General features: G+C 69.1%; 14 protein-coding genes and 1 pseudogene. 11 read left to right on the forward strand and 4 right to left on the reverse strand.

Annotated elements, in window-relative coordinates; translation table 11 throughout:
• Positions 1–55: 55 nt before the first annotated feature.
• Positions 56–433: a hypothetical protein gene (locus tag AS97_RS04570; RefSeq protein WP_156107343.1), complete on the reverse strand. Its 378-nt coding sequence runs from the start codon at positions 431–433 to the stop codon at positions 56–58.
• A 235-nt stretch (positions 434–668) separates the two neighbouring features.
• Entirely contained in the window at positions 669–1,598 is a 930-nt protein-coding gene (locus AS97_RS04575; RefSeq protein ID WP_125761282.1) for a LysR family transcriptional regulator, read from the reverse strand.
• 135 nt (positions 1,599–1,733) lie between these two features.
• On the opposite strand from AS97_RS04575, the gene AS97_RS04580 reads away from it, so the two are divergent.
• The 10 genes and pseudogenes from AS97_RS04580 (at position 1,734) to argG (ending at position 17,156) form a co-directional block, all read left to right on the forward strand.
• A complete protein-coding gene (locus tag AS97_RS04580; RefSeq protein WP_210564375.1) occupies positions 1,734–2,984 on the forward strand; it encodes an MFS transporter in 1,251 nt (416 codons plus the stop codon).
• Positions 2,985–3,081: 97 nt separating this feature from the next.
• Positions 3,082–3,663 carry a TetR/AcrR family transcriptional regulator gene (locus AS97_RS04585; RefSeq protein WP_063804818.1) on the forward strand — a complete coding sequence of 194 codons (582 nt, stop codon included), beginning with the start codon at positions 3,082–3,084 and terminating at the stop codon, positions 3,661–3,663.
• Between the two features lie 13 nt (positions 3,664–3,676).
• Positions 3,677–7,186, forward strand: a pseudogene (gene dnaE / locus AS97_RS04590) (DNA polymerase III subunit alpha); the annotation flags it as partial.
• 101 nt (positions 7,187–7,287) lie between these two features.
• On the forward strand, positions 7,288–8,286 hold the full coding sequence (locus AS97_RS04595) for a LacI family DNA-binding transcriptional regulator (RefSeq protein ID WP_210564377.1): 999 nt from the start codon (positions 7,288–7,290) through the stop codon (positions 8,284–8,286).
• Between the two features lie 226 nt (positions 8,287–8,512).
• A complete protein-coding gene (locus AS97_RS04600; protein WP_210564378.1) occupies positions 8,513–9,856 on the forward strand; it encodes a sugar ABC transporter substrate-binding protein in 1,344 nt (447 codons plus the stop codon).
• A 4-nt stretch (positions 9,857–9,860) separates the two neighbouring features.
• Positions 9,861–10,817, forward strand: a complete 957-nt coding sequence (locus tag AS97_RS04605) for a sugar ABC transporter permease (RefSeq protein WP_059144781.1) — start codon at positions 9,861–9,863, stop codon at positions 10,815–10,817.
• Positions 10,814–11,689: a carbohydrate ABC transporter permease gene (locus AS97_RS04610; RefSeq protein ID WP_059144782.1), complete on the forward strand. Its 876-nt coding sequence runs from the start codon at positions 10,814–10,816 to the stop codon at positions 11,687–11,689. Before AS97_RS04605 ends, AS97_RS04610 begins: the two co-directional genes overlap by 4 nt.
• A 30-nt stretch (positions 11,690–11,719) precedes the next feature.
• Positions 11,720–13,318, forward strand: a complete 1,599-nt coding sequence (locus tag AS97_RS04615; RefSeq protein WP_059144783.1) for a glycoside hydrolase family 13 protein — start codon at positions 11,720–11,722, stop codon at positions 13,316–13,318.
• Between the two features lie 53 nt (positions 13,319–13,371).
• Complete coding sequence (locus AS97_RS04620; protein ID WP_125755422.1) at positions 13,372–15,558, forward strand: discoidin domain-containing protein; 2,187 nt, start codon at positions 13,372–13,374, stop codon at positions 15,556–15,558.
• Positions 15,559–15,707: 149 nt separating this feature from the next.
• Positions 15,708–17,156, forward strand: coding sequence for an argininosuccinate synthase (gene argG / locus AS97_RS04625; RefSeq protein WP_059144785.1), 1,449 nt, complete (start codon positions 15,708–15,710; stop codon positions 17,154–17,156).
• 133 nt (positions 17,157–17,289) lie between these two features.
• On the opposite strand, the gene AS97_RS04630 is transcribed toward argG, so the two are convergent.
• Together AS97_RS04630 and AS97_RS04635 are read right to left on the reverse strand one after the other, a co-directional pair.
• Positions 17,290–19,140: a glycoside hydrolase family 9 protein gene (locus AS97_RS04630; RefSeq protein WP_247204235.1), complete on the reverse strand. Its 1,851-nt coding sequence runs from the start codon at positions 19,138–19,140 to the stop codon at positions 17,290–17,292.
• Between the two features lie 253 nt (positions 19,141–19,393).
• Complete coding sequence (locus tag AS97_RS04635) at positions 19,394–20,668, reverse strand: glucarate dehydratase family protein (RefSeq protein WP_210564379.1); 1,275 nt, start codon at positions 20,666–20,668, stop codon at positions 19,394–19,396.
• Between the two features lie 146 nt (positions 20,669–20,814).
• Between AS97_RS04635 and AS97_RS46875 the strand changes: the two genes are divergently transcribed.
• Positions 20,815–21,141, forward strand: coding sequence for an MFS transporter (locus AS97_RS46875; protein ID WP_247204236.1), 327 nt, complete (start codon positions 20,815–20,817; stop codon positions 21,139–21,141).
• Positions 21,142–21,183 lie beyond the last annotated feature (42 nt).

Below are 21,183 nucleotides of genomic sequence, written 5' to 3' on the forward strand. Positions count from 1 at the left end.
GATTATTTCGCTGATACTGCCACTGATGCTTGCCCAGCTATGGCGCGGACGCCGTTTAAAGAGAAGTCAGCACCGGTGCACCATCGCCCCGGCCCGCGCAAGTATTCGACGTGCGGCATACAAGGATCCGGAGTCCGGCGAAGCCCGCCTGTCGGCTGAAACTCACCTGCTGGGCGGCGTCAATATCCGAGGCGAGCATCCGGCGCGCCTCGAACTCCGCGGAGTGGCCGGGCGGTTGAGTGACAGCGCGCGCACCGGCGCCCATCAGGCTCTTGCCGGATTTACGAGGTGGCAGCCATGCGGTGACGTCAGGGCCGGGCAGAGAAATTCCGCGAAATCCGCCACGCTGCGGTGAGATGTCGCTTTTCTCGCGATCCTCGCGATCCAAGACAGCATTTCCTGAGGTCAACCGGTCGGTCATCCGGTCGATCAAGACAGCATGCGTAACCGGTCGCGCGATCCTGGTGATATCGGATGCGCGTAACGCCAAAACACTCACCACAGCCCCCGTTCGCCGTCCAGCGAGTCCCCCTGAGGTGAACCTAGATCGTTGGCTGATCCGCTGTCAACCCGCACCTTTTCGGCGATAAATAAAGGGAGTTGCCGACCTGCGAGAACTCACCGGCCCGCGTGATCCGCCCGTCGTCGGTGACGCGAGGTGATGTCGGTCACCATGCCCATTGGGGTGTCCAGACGTCGGTGTCGCGGTGACCGGGCGGCGCGGAGGCGAGGTGGTCGCGGAGCGCGCTGAGGGCGGGGTGCGGGTTGTCGCGGTGCCAGATCAGCGCATGCGGGTAGACCGGGGTCGGGTGGCGCACCGCGATGCGCCGCAGCCCGTAGTCGGCGGGCCAGACCAGGCGGGTCCGTTCGCCGACGAAGGTCGCCAGCGTCGAGGAGTCGGCGATCGTGTCGAGGAGCGGCTCGGGCCCGAAGTACGGGCCGATCACGTCGATGGTGATCCCGAACGCGGCGGCGAGGTCGTCGTAGTAGGCGGCCCATTCGGTACCGGGCACGATGCCCGGCATCCAGATCCGGTGCCCGGCGAGCTCGGCCGGGGTGACCTCGCGGGCGGCGGCGAGCTGATGGGACGGTCCGGTGAGGAGCTGGATGGGCTCGTCGTGGACCCGGGTGGCCTCGATGCCGCCGGGGAGCCGCCGCGCGGGCACGGTGACCGCCCGGAACGACGCGTCGATCGTACCGGTGCGCACGGCGGCGATGGCCGCGTCGGCGTCGAAGAGGGTCACCACATCGAGTTCGACCCCGGGGTGCGCGCGGTGGAATCCGCGGAGCAGATCGGCCGGTGCGAGCCGCCGCCCGATCACATCGACGCGCAGCGCGCGGCGGCCGGGGCGTACGGAAGCGGCGGCCCGCTCCTCGGCCCGCAGCAGCTCCCGGGCGTGGGGCAGGAACGCCTGCCCGTCGATGGTGAGCCGGGCTCCGCGTGCGGTACGCGTGAAAAGCCGCGCACCGAGCTCCTTCTCCAAGGCTGCGATGCGCTTGGAGACGGCCTGCTGGGTAATGGACAGCTCGGCGGCCGCCTCCTGGAACTGGCCCACGTCCGCGACGGCGACGAAGGTGCGCACGGCCTTGAGGTCCACGTCGGCCACCTTAACCGCACAACTCATGGTTGTGGCATGTCGAGGGCGTTGTTTGAACCGCCCGCCCCGGCTCGCTTGGATATCGCCCGTTCTACATGAGGTTCTTCGGGCGAGATGGCGGGGAGTGCGCTGCACATGGGGGCGAGGCGGAAGCTGGGGCGGCAGTTCGGATGGCTCTGGGCGGCGTACGCGGTCAGCGCGTTCGGCACCTGGCTCGCGTTCGACGCGTTCCCGATGATCGCGATCATGGTGCTCCATGCCGGGGCGGCCCAGGTGTCGCTGCTGGCGGCCGCGGGGCTGGCGGTGGGGGCGGCGGTGGCGGTACCGCTCGGGCCGTGGATGGAGTTCCGCCGCAAGCGGCCGGTGATGATCACGATGGATGCGGTCCGGTTCGCGGCCCTGATGACCGTTCCCGTCCTGTTTCTGCTCGGCCGGCTCACCTTCGTCCAGCTCGTGGTCGTGTCGGTCGTCGTCTCCGCGGCCGACATCGCCTTCACCGCGGCCAGTGGCGCGTATCTGAAGGCGCTGGTGCCACGGGAGGACCTGCTGGTAGCGAACGCGCGGTTCGAGTCCACGTCCTGGACCGCCACCATGCTCGGACCGCAGATCGGCGGGGCCGCGATCGGGCTCTTCGGTCCGGTGATGGCCGTGGCGGCCAACGCGGTCAGCTTTCTGCTCTCCGCGGCGGGGATCCGTGCGATCGGCGGCACGGAGCCACGCCCCGAGCGCGCCGGCCCGCCTCCACGGCTGCGGGCCGGTGGGCTGCTGGAGGGCTGGCGGTGCATTCTGACCCACCCGGCACTGCGCCCGCTGTTCTTCAACCAGGTCCTGGTGGGCGGGCTGATCATGGCGACCGCGCCACTGCTCGCCGTCCTCATGCTCGGCAGCCTGGGGTTCGCGCCCTGGCAGTACGCCATGGCCTTCACACTGCCGTGCGCCGGGGGTCTGATCGGCTCCCGGCTGGCTCCCCGGCTGGCGGCACGGTTCGGGCGGCACCGGGTCATGCTGATCTCGGGAGCGCTGCGGGCGTGCTGGCTGCCGGGGTTGGCCTTCGTCCGCCCCGGTACGGCGGGGCTGGTGCTGGTCATGGCGGTCGAGCTGGGGCTGATCTGCTGCATGGGCGTGTTCACCCCGCTGTACGCCACCTATCGGCTCGACCGGACCCCGGCGGACCGGGTCGCCCGCACCCTCTCCGCGTGGTCGGTCTCCAGCAAGGCCACCATCGCGATCCTGACCGCCCTGTGGGGCCTGCTGGCCGCTGTCACCGGGCCTCGGATCGCGATCGCCACAGCCGGAGTCCTCAGCCTGGCGACTCCGCTCCTCCTCCCCCGGCACGAGCACGACGCGCCCCGCCCCGAGCAGGAACCGGCGGCGAGCCACACCTGATGCGGAGTCTGCACGACCCTTCTGAACGTACGTCCTGAACGATCGTTCTGAACGATCGTTCTGAACGTACGTTCAAGACTGGGGTAGGGTGACCGGCATGGGACATCGGGAACAGTTGATGGCCGGGGCGAAGCGGTGCCTGGAGGAGCGGGGTTTCGCCCGTACGACCTCGCGTGACATCGCCGCCGCCGCCAACGCACCGCTCGGCACGATCAATTACCACTACGGCTCGAAGGAACGGCTGCTCAACGCGGCGCTCCTGGAATCGCTCGACGAGTGGAGCGAGCAGGTGCGGTCCGGGTCGGCGGAGGCCGCCCCGGCACCCGAGGCCGGAGCGCGAGTGGAGTCGATGTGGGCCCGGATCATCGAGTCCGCGACCACGGACCGGCCGCTGCTGGTGGCCAGCGCGGAAGCGCTCGCCCAGGCCGAACGTGCCACCGAGATCCGGCAGCAGCTCGCCGAGGCGTTCGAACGGTCCCGTACGGCGCTTGCGGCCGATCTGCACGGCATCGAGGACACGGAGGAGGGCGAGGTGGCCCGTGCGGTGGGGTCGGTGCACATGGCCCTGATCGCCGGTCTGACCCAGCAGTGGCTGGTCGATCCCGAGCGCGCCCCCTCGGCGCGGGAGGTGGCCACGGGCCTGCGGAGGATCGCCCAGGCCCTCGAGTCCGACGCCTGATCCGGGGGACGGAGTGGCACCGCCTTTCACCCATCTGCATGTGCACACGCAGTACTCGCTCCTGGACGGCGCGGCCCGGCTGAAGGATCTCTTCGCGGCCTGCCAGGAAATGGGCATGTCGCACCTCGCCCTGACCGACCACGGCAATCTGCACGGCGCGTACGACTTCTTCCAGCAGGCCACGGCCGCGGGCGTGACGCCGGTCATCGGGATCGAGGCGTATGTCGCCCCGGAGTCGCGGCGCACCAAGCGCAAGATCCAGTGGGGGCAGCCCCATCAGAAGCGCGACGATGTCTCCGGCTCGGGCGGCTACACCCACAAGACGATCTGGGCGGCGGACGCCACCGGGCTGCACCATCTGTTCCGGCTGTCGTCGGACGCGTATGCGCAGGGCTGGCTGCAGAAGTGGCCGCGGATGGACAAGGAGGTCATCGCCGAACACGCCGAGGGGCTGATCGCCTCGACCGGCTGTCCGTCCGGTGAGCTGCAGACCCGGCTGCGGCTGGGCCAGTTCGACGAGGCGCTGAAGACCGCCTCCGAATACCAGGACATCTTCGGCAAGGACCGGTATTTCCTGGAGCTGATGGACCACGGCATCGAGATCGAGCGCCGGGTCCGGGACGGGCTGCTGGAGATCGGCAGGAAGCTGGGCATCCCGCCGCTGGTGACGAACGACTCGCACTACACCTACGCGGACGAGGCCACCGCCCACGATGCGCTGCTGTGCATCCAGACCGGCAAGAGCCTCTCCGACCTGGACCGCTTCCGCTTCGACGGCACCGGCTACTACCTCAAGTCCGCCGCCGAGATGTACGCCATCGACTCCTCGGGCGCCTGGCAGGAGGGCTGCCGCAACACCCTGCTGGTCGCCGAGCAGATCGACACCACCGGCATGTTCGACAAGCGCGACCTCATGCCCCGGTTCGATGTGCCCGACGGCCACACCGAGGTCACGTGGTTCCGCGAGGAGGTCCGGCGCGGGATGGCCCGGCGCTATCCGGGTGGCGTCCCCGAGGACCGTCAGAAGCTGGCCGAGTACGAGATGGACGTCATCATCCAGATGGGGTTCCCGGGCTACTTCCTCGTGGTCGCCGACTTCATCATGTGGGCCAAGCAGCAGGGCATCGCCGTCGGGCCGGGCCGTGGTTCGGCGGCCGGTTCGATCGTCTCGTACGCGATGGGCATCACCGACCTCGACCCGGTCGAACACGGCCTGATCTTCGAGCGGTTCCTCAACCCCGAGCGGGTGTCCATGCCGGACGTCGACATCGACTTCGACGAGCGCCGGCGGGTCGAGGTGATCCGCTATGTGACGGAGAAGTACGGCGCCGACAAGGTGGCCATGATCGGCACCTACGGCACCATCAAGGCCAAGAACGCCATCAAGGACTCGGCCCGGGTGCTCGGCTATCCGTACGCGATGGGCGACCGCATCACCAAGGCCATGCCCGCCGACGTCGGCGGCAGGGGCATCCCGCTGTCCGGCATCACCGACCCGGAACACCCGCGGTACTCCGAGGCGGGCGAGGTGCGGGCGATGTACGAGAACGAGCCGGATGCGCGGAAGGTCATCGACACCGCCAAGGGTGTCGAGGGCCTGGTGCGGCAGATGGGTGTGCACGCCGCCGGCGTGATCATGTCGAGCGAGCCGATCGTGGACCATGTCCCGGTCTGGGTGCGGCACACCGACGGGGTCACGATCACGCAGTGGGACTACCCCACCTGTGAGTCGCTGGGCCTGCTGAAGATGGACTTCCTGGGCCTGCGCAACCTGACCATCATGGACGACGCCGTCACGATGGTGCGCGCCAACAAGGGCGTCGACCTGAAGTTGCTCGATCTGCCGCTGGACGACCGCAGGACCTTCGAGATGCTCGGAGGTGGCCACACCCTCGGTGTGTTCCAGTTCGACGGCAGCGCGATGCGCTCTCTCCTGCGGCTGATGAAACCGAACCAGTTCGAGGACATCACCGCGGTCACCGCCCTGTACCGGCCGGGCCCGATGGGCATGAACTCGCATATCAACTACGCGCTGCGGAAGAACGGGCAGCAGGAGATCACCCCGATCCACCCCGAGCTGGAGGAGCCGCTCAAGGAGGTCCTCGACATCACCTACGGCCTGGTCGTCTACCAGGAGCAGGTGCAGAAGGCCGCCCAGGCCCTCGCGGGCTACTCACTCGGCCAGGCCGACCTGCTGCGCCGTGCCATGGGCAAGAAGAAGCAGGAGGTCCTGGACAAGGAGTTCCTCCCGTTCCGGGACGGCTGCCGGGAGCGCGGCTACTCCGACGAGGCCGTGCAGGCGGTCTGGGACGTCCTGGTGCCCTTCGCGGGTTACGCCTACAACAAGGCGCACGCGGCCGCCTATGCGCTCGTCTCGTACTGGACCGCGTACCTCAAGGCCAACTACCCCGCCGAGTACATGGCGGCGCTGCTCACCTCGGTACGGGACGACAAGGACAAGTCGGCGGTCTATCTGAACGAGTGCCGTCGCATGGGCATCAAGGTGCTGCCGCCGAACGTCAATGAGTCCGAGGCCAACTTCACCGCTCAGGGTGATGATGTGATCCTCTTCGGTCTCACGGCGGTCCGGAACGTCGGTCAGAACGTGGTGGAGGCGATCATCCGTGGCCGCAAGGCCAAGGGGAAGTACGCCTCGTTCCCGGACTACCTGGACAAGGTCGAGGCGGTGGTGTGCAACAAGCGCACCACGGAATCGCTGATCAAGGCGGGCGCCTTCGACGAGATGGGCCACACCCGTAAGGGGCTCACGGCGCACTACGAAGCGCTGATCGACAATGTGGTCGCGGTCAAGCGCAAGGAGGCCGAGGGGCAGTTCGACCTCTTCGGCGGCATGGCCGGTGAGGGCGGGGACGGCGAGGGGCCGGGCTTCGGCCTCGACGTCGAGTTCTCGGACGAGGAGTGGGACAAGCCGTATCTGCTCGCTCAGGAGCGGGAGATGCTCGGTCTGTACGTCTCCGACCACCCGCTCCTCGGCTTGGAGCAGTTGCTGGCCGGCACGGCGGACGCCACGGTCGCGCAGCTCACCGGCGGCGACTTCGCGGACGGCACGATCGTCACGGTCGGCGGCATCATCTCCGGTCTGCAGCGCAAGATGACCAAACAGGGCAACGCCTGGGCCATCGCCACCGTGGAGGACCTGGCCGGCTCCATCGAGTGCATGGTCTTCCCGGCCACCTATCAGCTGGTGTCGGCCCAGCTCCTCGAGGACGCGGTCGTCTTCGTCAAGGGCCGCCTCGACAAGCGCGAGGACGTGCCCCGGCTGGTCGCCATGGAACTGGCGGTCCCCGACCTCAGCGCCCGCCATGCCCCCCTGCGCCTGGAGATGCTCGAAGCGCACGTGACACCGCACTCCGTCCAGCAGCTCAAGGAGATCCTCCAGGCCCATCCGGGACCGACCGAGGTACATCTGCGGGTGCGCGGCCGGACCGGGACCACCGTCTACCGGCTGGGCTACCGTATCGGCATCCGGCCCGAGTTCTGGGCCGATCTCAAAGCCGCGGTGGCCGTCCCCGGGCCACATGAGCCGGGGTCGCCACCGGGGGTCGCACGATCTACATCCGCATTACGCAAGCGACTTGCAATTCTTGCGCTACGCTTGCGTGCATGACGCGACGACTTGCTGAAGTGGCGAAGAAGGTCGGTGTTAGCGAGGCCACGGTCAGCCGGGTGCTCAATGGCAAGCCCGGGGTCTCCGAAGCCACCCGGCAGGCGGTGCTGTCCGCGCTGGACGTCCTCGGCTACGAGCGGCCCACCCAGCTGCGGGGCGACCGGGCCCGGCTGGTCGGTCTGGTCCTGCCCGAGCTGCAGAACCCCATCTTCCCGGCGCTCGCCGAGGTCATCGGCGGGGCGCTGGCGCAGCTGGGGCTGACTCCGGTGCTGTGCACCCAGACCAAGGGCGGGGTCTCCGAGGCCGATTACGTGGATCTGCTGCTGCAACAGCAGGTCTCCGGCGTGGTGTTCGCGGGCGGGCTGTTCGCACAGGCCGACGCCCCCCACGACCACTACCGGCTGCTCGCCGAGCGCAACATTCCGGTGGTACTGGTCAACGCGGCGATAGAGCATCTCGGATTCCCGGCCGTCTCCTGCGACGACGCCGTGGCCGTGGAGCGGGCGTGGCGGCATCTGGCCTCTCTCGGCCACGAGCGGATCGGGCTTGTGCTGGGGCCGAGTGACCATATGCCCTCGGCGCGCAAGCTGGCCGCCGCGCGCGCGGTCGCCGACCGGCTGCCGGACGAGTTCGTGGCCCGGGCGATCTTCTCGATCGAGGGTGGCCACGCCGCGGCCTCCCGGCTGATCGACCGGGGGGTCACGGGCATCATCTGCGCCAGTGACCCGCTGGCCCTGGGGGCGATACGGGCGGCGCGCCGCAAGGGGTTCGGTGTGCCGTCGCAGGTGTCCGTGGTCGGCTACGACGACTCCGCGTTCATGAACTGCACCGAGCCGCCGCTGACCACCGTCCGCCAGCCCATCGAGGCCATGGGCCGGGCGGCCGTGGAGCTGCTGAACGCGCAGATCGGCGGCGCGGCCGTACCGTCCGAGGAGCTGTTGTTCGAGCCGGAGCTGGTGGTGCGCGGCTCCACCGCGCAGCCGCCGCGGGAGTAGAGCGCGGGGCCCGTCGGGATGCGGTCGACAGGGGGCCGGCAGGCGGTCGGCAGGCGGTCGGCAGGCTCAATCCACCTGATCCACAGTCCAGTTGAATAATTACAGAATCTACGCGACATCTTGCGGCCCGTTGTCGACGGTGCTTGAGTGTGCGGCGCACTCACGGTTGTGTGCGCTCCGCCCGCGGCCGTGGGGCTTCCCTGCTCCTGTACAGAGGGGTCCACCCATGAGAAGCACCGGGTTCCGCCGTACGCTCATCGCGCTCAGCGCCTGCTCCCTCGCCCTCACCGCCTGCGGTGGGTCGAACGACGGCTCGGCAGACGGAAAGACGCGTATCACCGTCAACTGCATGCCGCCCAAGAGCGCCAAGGTCGACCGCCAGTTCTTCGAGGAGGACATCGCCTCCTTCGAGAAGCAGAACCCGGACATCGACGTCGTCGCGCATGACGCCTTCCCCTGCCAGGACCCGAAGACCTTCGACGCCAAGCTGGCCGGCGGCCAGATGGAGAACGTCTTCTACACGTACTTCACCGACGCCCGGCATGTCGTCGACATCAACCAGGCGGCCGATCTCACCCCGTACGTCAAGGAGTTGAAGAGCTACCCCACCCTCCAGAAGCAGCTGCGCGACATCTACACGGTCGACGGCAAGGTCTACGGCATCCCGCGCACCGGCTACTCGATGGGCCTGATCTACAACCGCAAGCTCTTCGAGAAGGCCGGACTCGACCCCGACAAGCCGCCGATGACCTGGGAAGAGGTCCGCGCCGACGCCAAGAAGATCGCCGCGCTGGGCAATGGCACCGTCGGCTACGCGGACTACAGCGCACAGAACCAGGGCGGCTGGCACTTCACGGCGGAGCTCTACGCACAGGGCGGCGACGTGGTCAGCGCCGACGGCAAGAAGGCCACCATCGACACCCCCGAGGCGCGCGCCGTCCTGCGGAATCTGCACGACATGCGCTGGGTGGACGACTCGATGGGCAGCAAGCAGCTCCTCGTCATCAACGACGCCCAGCAGATGATGGGCTCGGGCAAGCTGGGCATGTACCTCGCCGCGCCCGACAACATCCCGATCCTGGTCAAGGAGAAGGGCGGCAACTACAAGGACCTCGCCATCGCCCCCATGCCCGGCGGCAAGGGCACGCTCATCGGCGGCGACGGCTATATGTTCCAGAAGAAGGACACGCCCGCCCAGATCCGGGCCGGGCTCAAGTGGCTCGACCACATGTTCCTGACCCCGGGCAAGGGCTTCCTCGGCGACTACGTCCGCGCCAAGAAGAACGACACCCCGGTGGGCCTGCCCGAGCCGCGGCTGTTCACCGGCGCCGCCGACGCCAAGGACCAGCAGGTCAAGAAGGCCAACGCCAATGTCCCCGTGGACAACTATCAGACCTTCCTGGACGGCAATCAGAAGCTGCGGATGAAGATCGAGCCGCCGCACGCCCAGCAGATCTACTCCGTCCTCGACGGAGCCGTCTCCGCCGTCCTGACCAAGAAGGACGCCGACATCGACCAGCTCGTCGAGGACGCTTCCGGAAAGATCGACAGCATCCTGGCCCGGGGCTGACCCGATGACCAAGACGGCTGCGCGGCCGCCCGCCGAGGCGATCGCCGTCCACCCAGTGCAGGCGCCGCCCCCGGCGGGGGGTCGGGGGCGGCGCCGCCTCGCCGACCAGGCCCGTGCCTACGGCTTCCTCCTCGGCGGTCTCGTCTGCTTCGCGCTGTTCTCCTGGTATCCGGCGATCCGCGCGGTCGTGATCGCCTTCCAGAAGTACACGCCCGGCTCGTCCCCCGAATGGGTCGGCACCGCCAACTTCACCCGGGTCCTGCACGATCCGGAGTTCACCGCGGCGTGGCGGAACACCCTCACCTTCACGCTGCTGGCGCTGGTCATCGGCTTCGCGATCCCGTTCCTGCTCGCCCTCGTCCTCAATGAACTCCGGCACGCCAAGGCGTTCTTCCGGGTCGTGGTGTATCTGCCGGTGATGATCCCGCCGGTGGTCAGCGCCCTGCTGTGGAAGTGGTTCTACGACCCAGGCGCCGGACTGGCCAACGAGGCACTGCGCTTCGCGCATCTGCCCACCTCGAACTGGTCCAACGGCGCCGACACCGCCCTGGTCTCCCTCGTCATCGTCGCCACCTGGGCCAATATGGGCGGCACCGTCCTGATCTATCTGGCGGCCCTGCAGTCCATCCCCGGTGAGCTGTACGAGGCGGCCGAGCTGGACGGTGCGAGCCTGCTGCAACGCGTCCGCCATGTCACGATCCCCCAGACACGGTTCGTCATCCTCATGCTGATGCTGCTGCAGATCATCGCGACGATGCAGGTCTTCACCGAGCCCTTCGTGATCACCGGTGGCGGCCCGGAGAACGCCACGGTCACCGTCCTCTACCTCATCTACAAATACGCCTTCCTCTACAACGACTTCGGTGGCGCCTGTGCGCTGAGCGTCATGCTGCTCGTGCTGCTCGGCGCCTTCTCCGCCCTCTATCTGCGGCTGACCCGCTCCGGGGAGGACGACGTATGAGTACCCGGACCCTCGTCTCCCCCGCCGCCCTGGCCCGCCCCCGCGGCCGGGCCGTCTACTGGACGGTCTTCACGGCCGTGGTGGTGCTCTTCGCTATCGCCTTCCTCTTCCCCGTCTACTGGATGGTGACCGGGGCGATGAAGTCGCCGGACGAGGTGGCGCAGACCCCGCCGACCCTCGTCCCGAAGCAGTGGCACTCCAGTGGCTACACCGACGCCTGGGACCTGATGCAGCTTCCGCAGCATCTGTGGAACACGGTGGTCCAGGCGGCCGGTGCCTGGCTGTTCCAGCTGGTCTTCTGTACGGCCGCCGCCTACGCCCTGTCCAAGCTGAGGCCCGCCTTCGGCAAGGTGATCCTCGGTGGCATCCTGGCCACGCTGATGGTCCCGGCCCAGGCGCTGGTCGTACCGAAGTACCTGACCGTCGCCGATCTGCCGCTGATCCACACCAGCCTGCTCAACGACCCGCTCGCGATCTGGCTGCCGGCCGTGGCCAACGCCTTCAACCTCTATCTCCTCAAGCGGTTCTTCGACCAGATCCCGCGCGACGTGCTGGAGGCCGCCGAGATCGACGGCGCCGGAAAGCTGCGCACCCTGTGGTCGATCGTGCTGCCCATGTCGCGTCCGGTGCTCGGCGTCGTGTCGATCTTCGCGCTGGTCGCGGTGTGGCAGGACTTCCTGTGGCCGTTGATGGTCTTCTCCGACACCGGCAAGCAGCCGATCAGCGTCGCACTCGTCCAGCTGTCGCAGAACATCCAGCTGACCGTGCTCATCGCCGCGATGGTCATCGCCAGCATCCCGATGGTCGCGCTGTTCCTCGTCTTCCAGCGGCACATCATCGCCGGGATCAGCGCGGGCAGCACGAAGGGCTGACTTCGCCCCCTCGACAGAAAGGCATCCACCGTGGCCCAGCCCACCCCTGCCCGGACGCCCCACGACTGGTGGCGCTCCGCCGTCATCTACCAGGTGTATGTGCGCAGCTTCGCCGACGGGGACGGCGATGGCACCGGCGACCTCGCGGGCGTCCGCGCCAGGCTGCCGTATCTCGCCGAACTCGGCGTCGACGCCCTGTGGTTCAGCCCCTGGTACCAGTCGCCCATGAAGGACGGCGGCTATGACGTCGCCGACTACCGCGCCATCGATCCGGCCTTCGGCACCCTGGCCGAGGCGGAGAAGCTCATCGCCGAGGCCCGGGAGCTGGGCATCCGCACGATCGTCGACATCGTGCCGAACCACGTCTCCGACCAGCACCCCTGGTGGCGTGCCGCCCTCGCCGGCGGCCCCGAGCGCGAGCTCTTCCACTTCCGCCCGGGCCGCGGTGACCACGGTGAACTGCCGCCCAACGACTGGAAGTCGGAGTTCGGCGGCCCGGCGTGGACCCGGCTGCCCGACGGCCACTGGTATCTGCATCTGTTCGCCCCCGAGCAGCCGGACCTCAACTGGGCGCACCCGGCCGTACGCCAGGAACACGAGGACGTCCTGCGCTTCTGGTTCGAGCGGGGTGTCGCGGGCGTCCGCATCGACTCGGCCGCCCTCCTGGCCAAGGATCCCCGGCTGCCCGACTTCGTCGAGGGCCGCGATCCGCATCCGTACGTGGACCGCGACGAGCTCCATGACATCTACCGCTCCTGGCGCGGGGTGGCCGACGAACACGGTGGTGTGTTCGTCGGCGAGGTGTGGCTGCCGGACAGCGAGCGCTTCGCCCGCTATCTGCGCCCCGACGAGCTGCACACCGCCTTCAACTTCTCCTTCCTGGCCTGCCCCTGGGAGGCCGGGCGGCTGCGGGCGTCGATCGACGAGACGCTCGCCGAACACGCTCCGGTGGGCGCGCCCGCCACATGGGTGTTGTGCAACCACGACGTGACCCGCACGGTCACCCGCTACGGGCGCGAGGACACCGGTTTCGACTTCGCCACCAAGGTCTTCGACACCCCCACCGACCTCGCCCTCGGCACCCGGCGGGCACGGGCCGCCGCCCTGCTGTCGCTGGCCCTGCCCGGCGCCGTGTACGTCTACCAGGGAGAGGAACTGGGCCTGCCCGAGGCCGACATCCCCCGCGACCGCATCCAGGACCCGATGCACTTCCGCTCCGGCGGCACCGACCCGGGCCGCGACGGCTGCCGGGTGCCGCTGCCGTGGGGGGCCACGGCGCCGTATGCCGGTTTCGGCTCGCGCGAGGAGCCGTGGCTGCCGCAGCCCGCGCACTGGGCGGCGTACGCGGCCGATGCTCAGGAGGCGGACCCCGGGTCGATGCTCGCCCTCTACCGCGAGGCGATCCGCATCCGCCGCGCCACCCCCGGTTTCGGCGACGGGCCGCTGACCTGGCTCCCCTCGGCCGACGGTGTTCTGGCCTTCACCCGTGACAACGGCCTGGTCTGCGTGGTCAACCTCGCGGACACCCCCGCCGAACTGGACGGCACCTCCCGGCTGCTGCTCAGCAGCGGCCCGCTGGACGACCAGGGACGCCTTCCGCGGGACACTGCGGCCTGGCTGCTCGCCTGAGCCACCCCCACCGCACCGCGCTATCCCCACCCCCACCACGAAGGGATCAGCACATGCACAGCAGCAGCATCGCATCGGCATCAGCCAGACGCTTGTCGGCGATCGGCGCGACCGTCGCCCTGGCGGCCGGCATGCTCGTCACCCTGACCCCCACGCCAGCTCACGCGGCGGCGGGCGCCGCCCTGCCCTTCACCTCGGTCGAGGCCGAGTCGGCCACCACCACGGGTACGAAGATCGGCCCCGATTTCACCCAGGGCACGCTCGCCTCCGAGGCGTCCGGGCGCCAGGCCGTCCGTCTCACCGGCGGCCAGCGCGTCGAGTTCACCGCACCGCGCGCCGCCAACGCGGTGACGGTGTCCTACAGCGTGCCCGACGGCCAGTCGGGCACGCTCAACGTCTATGTCAACGGCACCAAGCTGGCCAAGACCCTCACGGTCACGTCCAAGTACTCGTACGTGGACACCGGCTGGATCATGGGCTCGAAGACCCACCACTTCTACGACAACGCCCGGCTGCTACTCGGGCAGAACGTCCAGTCCGGTGACAAGATCGCCTTCGAGGCGGCGAACGCACAGGTCACCGTGGATGTGGCCGATTTCGAGCAGGTCGCGGCGGCGGCGAGCCAGCCCGCCGGATCGGTCTCGGTCACCTCCAAGGGCGCCGACCCCAGCGGGCACGGCGACTCCACCCAGGCGTTCCGGGATGCCATCGCGGCCGCCCAGGGCGGCGTGGTCTGGATCCCGCCGGGCGACTACAAGCTGACCTCCTCCCTGAGCGGTGTCCAGAACGTCACCCTCCAGGGCGCCGGCAGCTGGCACTCCGTCGTGCACACCTCGCGGTTCATCGACCAGACCAGTACCTCCGGCAACGTCCACATCAAGGACTTCGCGGTCATCGGCGAGGTCACCGAGCGCGTCGACTCCAACCCGGACAACTTCGTCAACGGCTCGCTCGGCCCGGGCTCCAGCGTGTCGGGCATGTGGCTCCAGCATCTGAAGGTCGGTCTCTGGCTGACCGGGAACAACGACAACCTCGTGGTCGAGAACAACCGCATCCTCGACACCACCGCCGACGGCCTCAACCTCAACGGCAGCGCCAAGGAGGTACGGGTCCGCAACAACTTCCTGCGCAACCAGGGCGACGACTCGCTCGCCATGTGGTCGCTGAACTCCCCCGATGTGAGCAGCAGCTTCGAGAACAACACCATCTCGCAGCCGAACCTCGCCAATGGCATCGCGATCTACGGCGGCAGGGACATCGCGGTCAGGAACAACCTGATCTCCGACACCAACGCGCTGGGCAGCGGCATCGCCATCTCCAACCAGAAGTTCCTGGACCCGTTCCATCCGCTGGCCGGCACGATCACGGTCGACGGCAACACGCTCGTGCGGGCGGGCGCCATGAACCCCAACTGGAACCACCCGATGGGCGCCCTGCGCGTCGACTCCTACGACAGCGCGATCGACGCCACCGTCAACATCACCGACACGACCATCAAGGACAGCCCGTACAGCGCCTTCGAGTTCGTCTCCGGCGGCGGCCGGGGCTATGCGGTCAAGAACGTCAATGTGACCGGCGCGACCGTGGCCAACCCCGGAACGGTCGTCGTCCAGGCCGAGGCGCAGGGAGCGGCGAAGTTCAGCGATGTCACCGCCTCCAGCGTCGGCGCGGCGGGCGTCTACAACTGCCCGTTCCCCGCCGGTTCGGGCACCTTCGAGGTCGCCGACGGCGGTGGCAACTCCGGCTGGAGCAGCACCTGGTCGGACTGCTCCACCTGGCCCCGGCCGGGCCAGGGCAACCCGGACCCCGACCCGGGCCGCAACCTCGCCGAGGGCCGCCCGGCCACCGCGACCGGCTCCCAGGACGTCTACACCCCCGGCAAGGCGGTCGACGGCGACGCCGGCACCTACTGGGAGTCGACCAACAGTGCCTTTCCGCAAGCGCTGACCGTGGACCTGGGCTCCAGCCAGGCGATCCGCCGGCTGGTGCTGAAGCTGCCGCCCTCCTCGGCGTGGGGTGCCCGTACCCAGACCCTGTCCGTACTGGGCAGCGCCGACGGCTCCGCATACTCGACGGTGGTGGGGTCGAAGGGCTACCGCTTCGACCCGGCGACCGGCAACACGGTCACCGTCGACCTGCCCGGCAGCACGAACGTCCGCTACCTGAAGCTCGATGTCACCGGCAATACGGGCTGGCCGGCGGCCCAGCTCGGTGAGGTGGAGGCGTATCTGACCTCGTGATCCTCGCCCCCGCGCTTCGCCGCCCGGAGCCGCCCGGAGCCACCCGGGCGCCCCGGTTCCCGGCCCGGCGGAGCGCGGGACGAGGCGCTGGATCACGAGCATCACCAGGGGCGCTTGCATGATCATGCATAAGACTGCATACTCCTGCTGTGTCCAAAGTTCTCACCTCCCTCCCTGTCGGCGAACGCGTCGGGATCGCCTTCTCCGGCGGCCTCGACACCTCGGTAGCGGTCGCGTGGATGCGCGACAAGGGCGCGGTGCCCTGCACCTATACCGCCGACATCGGCCAGTACGACGAGCCCGACATCGCCTCGGTCCCCGGGCGCGCCACGACGTACGGCGCGGAGGTCGCCCGGCTGGTCGACTGCCGGGCGGCCCTGGTGGAGGAGGGGCTCGCGGCCCTTGCCTGCGGGGCGTTCCACATCCGCTCCGGCGGCCGCGCCTACTTCAACACCACCCCGCTCGGGCGGGCGGTCACCGGCACTCTGCTGGTGCGCGCCATGCTCGAGGACAATGTGCAGATCTGGGGCGACGGCTCCACCTTCAAGGGCAATGACATCGAGCGGTTCTACCGCTACGGCCTGCTGGCCAACCCCTCCCTGCGAATCTACAAGCCCTGGCTGGACGCCGACTTCGTCAGCGAGCTCGGCGGCCGCAAGGAGATGTCGGAGTGGCTGGTCGCCCACGACCTGCCCTATCGGGACAGCACCGAGAAGGCCTACTCCACCGACGCCAACATCTGGGGCGCGACCCACGAGGCCAAGTCGCTCGAGCACCTCGACACGGGCATCGAGCTCGTCGAGCCGATCATGGGCGTGCGGTTCTGGGACCCGACGGTCGAGATAGCGGCCGAGGACGTCACGATCGGCTTCGAGCAGGGCCGGCCGGTGACGATCAACGGCAAGGAGTTCGCCTCCGCCGTCGATCTGGTGCTGGAGGCCAACGCCATCGGCGGCCGGCACGGCATGGGCATGTCCGACCAGATCGAGAACCGCGTCATCGAGGCCAAGAGCCGGGGCATCTACGAGGCACCGGGCATGGCGCTGCTGCACGCGGCGTACGAGCGGCTGGTCAACGCGATCCACAACGAGGACACCCTCGCCACCTACCACAGCGAGGGACGGCGGCTCGGCCGGCTGATGTACGAGGGCCGCTGGCTGGACCCGCAGGCGCTGATGGTGCGCGAGTCGCTGCAGCGCTGGGTCGGTGCGGCGATCACCGGCGAGGTGACCCTGCGGCTGCGGCGCGGTGAGGACTACTCCATCCTGGACACCTCCGGACCGGCGTTCAGCTACCACCCGGACAAGCTCTCCATGGAGCGGACCGAGGACTCCGCCTTCGGGCCGGTGGACCGGATCGGCCAGCTGACCATGCGCAATCTCGACATCGCCGACTCGCGCGCCAAGCTGGAGCAGTACGCCGAGCTGGGCATGGTCGGCAACGCGCATCCGGCGCTGATCGGCGCCGCGCAGGCGGCCTCGACCGGGCTGATCGGCGCGATGCCGCAGGGCGCCTCCGAGGCAATCGCCTCGGACGGTCATGTGTCCGGGCAGGACACGCTGCTCGACCGCGCCGCGATGGAGTTCGGCGCCGACTGAGTCTTCGCTCCACCGCGCGCGACAACGGCCAGGGCACCCCTCGACGGGGCGTCCTGGCCGTGTGCTTGATGGAGGCCATCGGCAGCCCCGCTCGGGGGTGCCGCGCCGCCGGAGGGGCCGGGCACGGACCGGGTCAGCTCACGGGCTTGCCCGCCGCACCGCCGCCCAGGCCATCGACGTACGAGGCGATCCAGGCCAGCGGGGCGTTCCAGTTGATGGTGATCTCGTTGGTGGAGTACGCCATCAGGCTGTCGGTGTAGCACATCGCCGGGGCGCAGCCCTTCAGCTTCTTCTTGGCGACCACGTCCTGCAGCCCGGAGTTCGGGCCACCGGCCAGCGAACCGGGTGCCGGATGCGGCAGCTTGTGGTCACGCTGGTGCGCCCAGAAGCGGTGGTGCTGGTTGTGCGAGTTCCGCTCGCCGTAGCCGGTGACATAGGACTGGTTGAGCGGATTTCCGCCCAGCACGTAGTCCATGCCACGGAGCACCGCGTCGAGATAGCGGGGCTTGCCCGTCAGATCGTGTGCGGTGGCGAGCACGATCATGTTGTTCAGCACCTGGCTGTTGGAGCCCCACTCGTACTTGCCGTCCTTCGGCGCGTACGGAACGCCGTAGGCCGACTTCGCGGAGTCCGCGGCGTAGCGATCGGCGGCCTTCGTCACCATCGTGCGCACCTCGGCGCGCTGCTTCGAGGTGAGCTTGTTGGGCACGGTGGCCAGGTCGAGCGCGCCGAGGCCCGCGGTCGAGGCCCACGACATGCCGCCGCCGCGCGGGAAGAGCGCCTCGACGTCGCGGTGCAGCGGCGAGCCGAGCACCGCCTTGGCGTAGGTGTGATCGCCGGTGCTCAGGAACAGCTCGGCCGCGGCCCAGTAGAACTCGTCGCCCACGTACCGGTCGCCGTACGCGCCGCCGCCCGTGGAGTCCTTGTCGCTGGCGAAGATCTTCGGATGTGCCTTGGCCGCGTCCCACGCGGTCCGGGCCGCGTGCAGGCAGCGGGCGGCGAACTCCGGGTCGTAGGACTTGAAGACGCGGGCGCTCTGCGCGGCGGAGGCCGCCAGGTTGAGCGTGGCCGCGGTGGACGGCTTGTGCAGCTCACGCTGCTGCTTGTCCTGGTCGGGCCGGGTCGGGAACCCGGTCCACTGCTTGTCGTGCACCTTGTGGAACGCCATCCCGGCGAGCGGCTTGCCCTGGGGCACCTGCATGCGCAGCAGGAATTCCATCTCCCAGCGGGCCTCGTCCAGGATGTCCGGGACGCCGTTGCCGCGCTCGGGCACCCGGAGCCGGCCGTCGCCGAGCGGCCCGGCGTCGACACCCTTGGTGGTGTGGGTGCGCTCGTACGCGGACATCAGCTGGGCCACCGAGATACCGCCGTTGACGACGTACTTGCCCTGGTCACCGGCGTCGTACCAGCCGCCGGAGACATTCCGGCGGTAGTCGCACCCGCCCTTTTGGCACGGGACGTCGGTGTCGCCCCGGTGCGGGGCGGCCTTGTCATGGCCCGCGGGGCGGGCGTACTTCGAGCCCACGAGGTCCGCGTCGATCTTGATGCCGCTGCGGTTGTGGTAGAAGTACGCCAGCGCGTCGCTGCGCAGCGAGCGGTAGAGGTGGTCACCGATGGTGAACGGCTCGCTCTTCTTCCCGTCGATGGTGACGGTGTACCCCTCGCCCGCGTCGGTGACCTTGCTGAAGTCGAAGGTCTGGACGTTCTGCCGGGAGCTCGGGTCGACGCCCGCGGGGTGAGTGGTCCCGCTCGCCCGCTTGGTGCCGTCGGCGGCCCGGAGCGTCCAGGTCAGCGGCTTGGTGGCAGTCGTGACGACGGTGCCCTTCTTGGGGCCGCGGGTCAGATAGCCGACCTGGTTCACCCGCACCGGCGAGCCGGTGTCGGCCTTGGGAGCGGCCGTCCCGGCGCCGTGCCGTGCGTGGTGGTCCACGGCGCCGGCCGCGGGTGCGGCCAGGGCGCCGAGGGCGAGACCGGCCGCGATCACCGCGCCCAGCGTGCGCCGGCGGCGGCGATCGGTCCGATCAGGGGCGGTACGTACGCGAGGAGCAGAAGACAAGTCTCAGCACTTCCGAGGGTTTCGGCGTCTTTTCCGTCCCTCAGAGGCTAAGAAAACGTCCTGGCCCGCAGCTTCGTACGCTTAGCCGAAATCCGGGTACACCAGGTGACCGTGCACGGCCTCCTTCAATCGAGGTATTCCGGCAGGTGAGCCCGGGTGGCGGCGGGCTACCAGCGGGGGCCTACCAGCGGGCGAGGCCGGCCTGGAAGGACGGGTCGAAGCGCCGCATGTACCCGGTGTCGTCGCGGTTGCGCTGTCCGCAGTGGACGTACTGCTCATGCAGCCGCGCCAGGGAGTCGGGGTCCAGCTCCACACCGAGGCCGGGGGCGGTCGGCACGGGCACCGAACCATCGGTGAACGTCAGCGCGCCGTCCACGATCACGTCCTCGGTCTTCCAGGGCCAGTGGGTGTCGCAGGCGTAGGTGAGGTTCGGGGTGGCCGCGGCCAGGTGGGTCATCGCGGCCAGGCTGATCCCCAGATGCGAGTTCGAGTGCATGGACAGACCCATGCCGAAGGTGTCGCAGATACCGGAGAGCAGCTTGGAACGGCGCAGTCCGCCCCAGTAGTGGTGATCGGAGAGGACGACCTGGACGGCGTCGGCGGCCACCGCGGGGGCCAGCTCGTCGAAGGCGACCACGCACATATTGGTGGCCAGTGGCATGGGGACCTCGCGGGCGACCGCGGCCATGCCGTCGATCCCCGGGGTGGGGTCCTCCAGATACTCCAGCACGCCGTCGAGCGCGCGCCCGACCATCACCGACGTCTCGGTCGTCCAGACGGCATTGGGGTCCAGGCGCAGCGGATGGTCGGGGAAGGCGCGGCGCAGCGCCCGTATCGCCTCGATCTCCTCCTCGGGGGGCCTGACGCCGCCCTTCAGCTTGATCGCGGTGAAGCCGTAGTCGTCCACCATCCGCCGGGCCTGCGCCACGATGGCGTCGGGGTCGAGGGCCTCGCCCCAGGAGTCGGGCTCCTGGCCGGGGTGGGCGGCCCACTTGTAGAAGAGGTAGGCGCTGAACGGGACCGCGGACCGCACGGCGCCGCCGAGCAGGTCGCTGACCGGGCGCCCGACGGCCTTGCCCTGGATGTCCAGGAGCGCCACCTCGAACGGGGAGGCGACCCGGTCGACGGTGCTGCTGGTGGTGATCATGCCGGTGAGCCCGGAGCCACCGTCGCCGCCCACGCGCTCGATGACCCGCTGGACGCGCTGGTGCAGCTCCTCGGTGGCGAAGGCGTCGAGCCCGACGATCTCGTGCCCGACGGCCGCGAGGCGCTCCAGGTGGAGCTCGTCCGCGTAGGTCTCGCCGAGTCCGGTCAGGCCCGCGTCGGTGTGGATCTGCACGATCGAGCGGAGCGCGAAGGGCTCGTGGACGCCGACGGAGTTGAGCAGGGCCGGGTCGCGGAAGGCGACGGGGGTGATGGTGACATCCGTGATGCGCAGAGGTGCTCCGTCAAACATCGACGTCCATTCATATAGTTGAACAGTTAGCAGGTGTGTGAACCCTACCGTGGCCCTCATGCTGGTGGTCAACCAGATGGACCGCACCGACGTGGGCTTCGTCCAGGACGACCTCAAGGCCGACATCGGCAGCGGTGATCCTCGTCATGCGCTTCATGTCCGGGGCCACCTCCTTCTATGTGCCGCGGTTCCCGCCGGGCATCGCGGAGGCGGGGTTCTTCCCCGGCGTCATGTACTACCTCACCACCTGGCTGCCGGACTCCGCCCGCCGCCGGGCCGGCGCCCTCTTCCTCGGCGGCTCCGCGACCGCCTACATCGTCACCGGCCCCATCAGCGGCGCGCTGCTGGAAATGCGCGGCCTGGGCGGATTCGCCGGCTGGCGCTGGATGTTCGCACGGGAAGGCGCCCTCTCGATCACCGTGGCCCTCGTCGCCGCCTTCTTCCTCGTCTCACGGATCCAGGACGCCCGCTGACCGACCGGGGAGGAGAAGGCCGCCCTCGGCACGGTCGTCGGC

Origin of the sequence: Streptomyces sp. AgN23, from assembly GCF_001598115.1 — a bacterium.
GTDB classification, from domain to species: Bacteria; Actinomycetota; Actinomycetes; order Streptomycetales; family Streptomycetaceae; genus Streptomyces; species Streptomyces antimycoticus.

Excerpts from the sequence above, each read along its gene's own strand:
- AS97_RS04580 (WP_210564375.1), top strand. The coding sequence starts at position 1,734 with ATGGGGGCGAGGCGGAAGCTGGGGCGGCAGTTCGGATGGCTCTGGGCG.
- AS97_RS04585 (WP_063804818.1), top strand. The coding sequence starts at position 3,082 with ATGGGACATCGGGAACAGTTGATGGCCGGGGCGAAGCGGTGCCTGGAG.
- AS97_RS04595 (WP_210564377.1), top strand. The coding sequence starts at position 7,288 with ATGACGCGACGACTTGCTGAAGTGGCGAAGAAGGTCGGTGTTAGCGAG.
- AS97_RS04600 (WP_210564378.1), top strand. The coding sequence starts at position 8,513 with ATGAGAAGCACCGGGTTCCGCCGTACGCTCATCGCGCTCAGCGCCTGC.
- AS97_RS04605 (WP_059144781.1), top strand. The coding sequence starts at position 9,861 with ATGACCAAGACGGCTGCGCGGCCGCCCGCCGAGGCGATCGCCGTCCAC.
- AS97_RS04610 (WP_059144782.1), top strand. The coding sequence starts at position 10,814 with ATGAGTACCCGGACCCTCGTCTCCCCCGCCGCCCTGGCCCGCCCCCGC.
- AS97_RS04620 (WP_125755422.1), top strand. The coding sequence starts at position 13,372 with ATGCACAGCAGCAGCATCGCATCGGCATCAGCCAGACGCTTGTCGGCG.
- AS97_RS04635 (WP_210564379.1), bottom strand. The coding sequence starts at position 20,668 with ATGTTTGACGGAGCACCTCTGCGCATCACGGATGTCACCATCACCCCC.
- AS97_RS46875 (WP_247204236.1), top strand. The coding sequence starts at position 20,815 with ATGCGCTTCATGTCCGGGGCCACCTCCTTCTATGTGCCGCGGTTCCCG.